The sequence below is a fragment of the Chamaesiphon sp. OTE_20_metabat_361 genome (assembly GCF_031364565.1).
On record NZ_JANLWO010000122.1, the window covers coordinates 1 to 2,201 of the forward strand.

Annotated in this window: 1 protein-coding gene; it reads left to right on the top strand. The window is 44.6% G+C overall.

Going from position 1 to position 2,201, the window contains the following annotated elements:
- Positions 1-59 precede the first annotated feature (59 nt).
- Positions 60-2,201 (top strand): anthranilate synthase (locus RMO35_RS03430; protein WP_309738568.1); only part of this gene is annotated, 2,142 nt, incomplete at its 3' end.

A 2,201-nucleotide genomic window follows, 5' to 3' on the forward strand; every position in this document is an offset into this window, starting at 1 on the left:
ATGGAAAACCTTCCAAAAGGTTGAGAGCTAACAAAATTATTTTTTAAGGAGATCGCTACGTGTTTAATCCAAATTGTTACACGACTCAAGGCAAAATCCACGTTTCTCGCTCCAGTAAAGAAATTTCCATAGATTTTGCCATAAAGGAAGTGTTATCTCGGATCGACAGTCAACGGGGCGGGTTATTGACTAGTAATTATGAATATCCCGGACGCTATAAAAAATGGGCGATCGGGTTTGTAAATCCTCCGCTAGAAATCAGTACTCGTGAGGATACATTTAGCATCAAAGCTCTCAATCAGCGCGGTCTAATCCTGCTTGCTTATTTGAGAGATCGGATTGCCAAGTGTCCTGCGTTAGCGATTACAGACCGAGATGCCGAGCTGATTACGGGATTTGTCCGTCCCACTACTCAAATTTTCACTGAAGAAGAACGCAGCAAGCAACCTTCTGTTTTTAGCTTGATTCGGGAAGTAATGTTTGCGTTTAATAGTAGTGAAGATGAATATTTAGGGTTGTATGGTGCCTTTGGCTACGATTTAGTCTTTCAATTCGAGAAAATGACTAAACAACTGCCGCGATCGACAGATACGCGGGATTTGGTATTATATCTTCCCGATGAATTAACGATCGTCGATTATCAGCGACAACATGCTTTTCAGCTACAGTACGATTTTGAAATCGATGGACAGACCAATCGAAACCTGCCCAGAACCGGGGAATTTATCGACTATCGAGGCCAACAGTTAGTCTTAACCAAAACAGCCGATCGTGCCCCTGGCGAATATGCAGCTCAAGTAGAAACAGCTTTAGACTATTTTCGGCGCGGAGATTTATTTGAAGTAGTTGCTAGTCAAAGCTTTTATGAAAGTTGCGATACTCCTCCCGTCACTCTGTTTGAGACTTTACAAAAAATTAATCCCAGTCCTTTTAGTTTTATCGTTAATTTAGGGGGAGAATATATCGTCGGTGCTTCTCCAGAAATGTTCGTGCGAGTAGAAGATCGCCGCGTGGAAACCTGTCCGATTAGCGGTACGATTCGTCGCGGTAGCAACTCGATCGAAGATGCGACAAATATTTTAGAGTTACTCAATTCTCGCAAAGATGAATCCGAGTTAACCATGTGTACTGATGTCGATCGCAATGATAAATCGCGGATTTGTGAGCCTGGTTCCGTGCGAGTACTCAGTCGTCGTCAGATCGAATTATACAGTCATTTAATTCACACAGTCGATCACGTTGAAGGCATATTACGCCCTGAATTTGATGCCATTGATGCCTTTTTATCCCACTTATGGGCAGTAACTGTCACTGGCGCACCCAAAAAAGCCGCGATGGAATTTCTCGAACAGCACGAACGCACTGCTCGACATTGGTATGGCGGAGCTGTCGGTTATTTGACCTTTAAAGGGGATTTGAATACCGGGTTAATCCTGAGAACTGTGGAGTTAAAAGATTCGATCGCGCAAGTGCGCGTCGGCGCAACACTGCTTTATGATTCTATTCCCGCAGCCGAAGAAGCGGAAACTTTATTAAAAGGGGCAGCAGCATTCCAAACGCTCAAATCTGCGCGCATTTCAGCCGCTCAAAAAAATCTGCACGCGGTGGTCGAACATCATGCAGACATCAAAAACATGCACATGGTGGTCGAAAGTCATCCAGACATTACCCCAGTTCATCGGCGAGTGCTGTTAATTGATTATGAAGATTCTTTCGTTCACACCTTGGCTAATTATCTGCGTCAGTGCGGTGTCACGGTAACGACCTTGCGACATGGTTTTAGCGAGGAAGTTTTCGACAGGCTTCAGCCAGATTTAGTAGTATTGTCGCCTGGGCCGGGTCAACCGAGCAGTTTTGGGATTACGGCAACGATTCAAGCTTGTGTTAAACGACAAATTCCGATTTTTGGTGTTTGCTTAGGATTACAGAGCATTGTCGAAGCTTATGGCGGCGAATTAGGAGTTCTGGATTATCCGCAACATGGTAAATCCTCTGGAATTCGGATTACTGCGCCAGAGTCAGTTTTATTCCAAGGCTTACCTACTGCCTTTGATGCAGGTCGCTACCATTCTTTGTATGCTATTCCCGAGCGGTTGCCCTCACAACTGCAAGTAACGGCAGTTGCTGAAGATGGCACGATCATGGCGATCGAACATCAAAGTCTACCGATTGCAGGAGTTCAATTTCATCCTGAATCAATT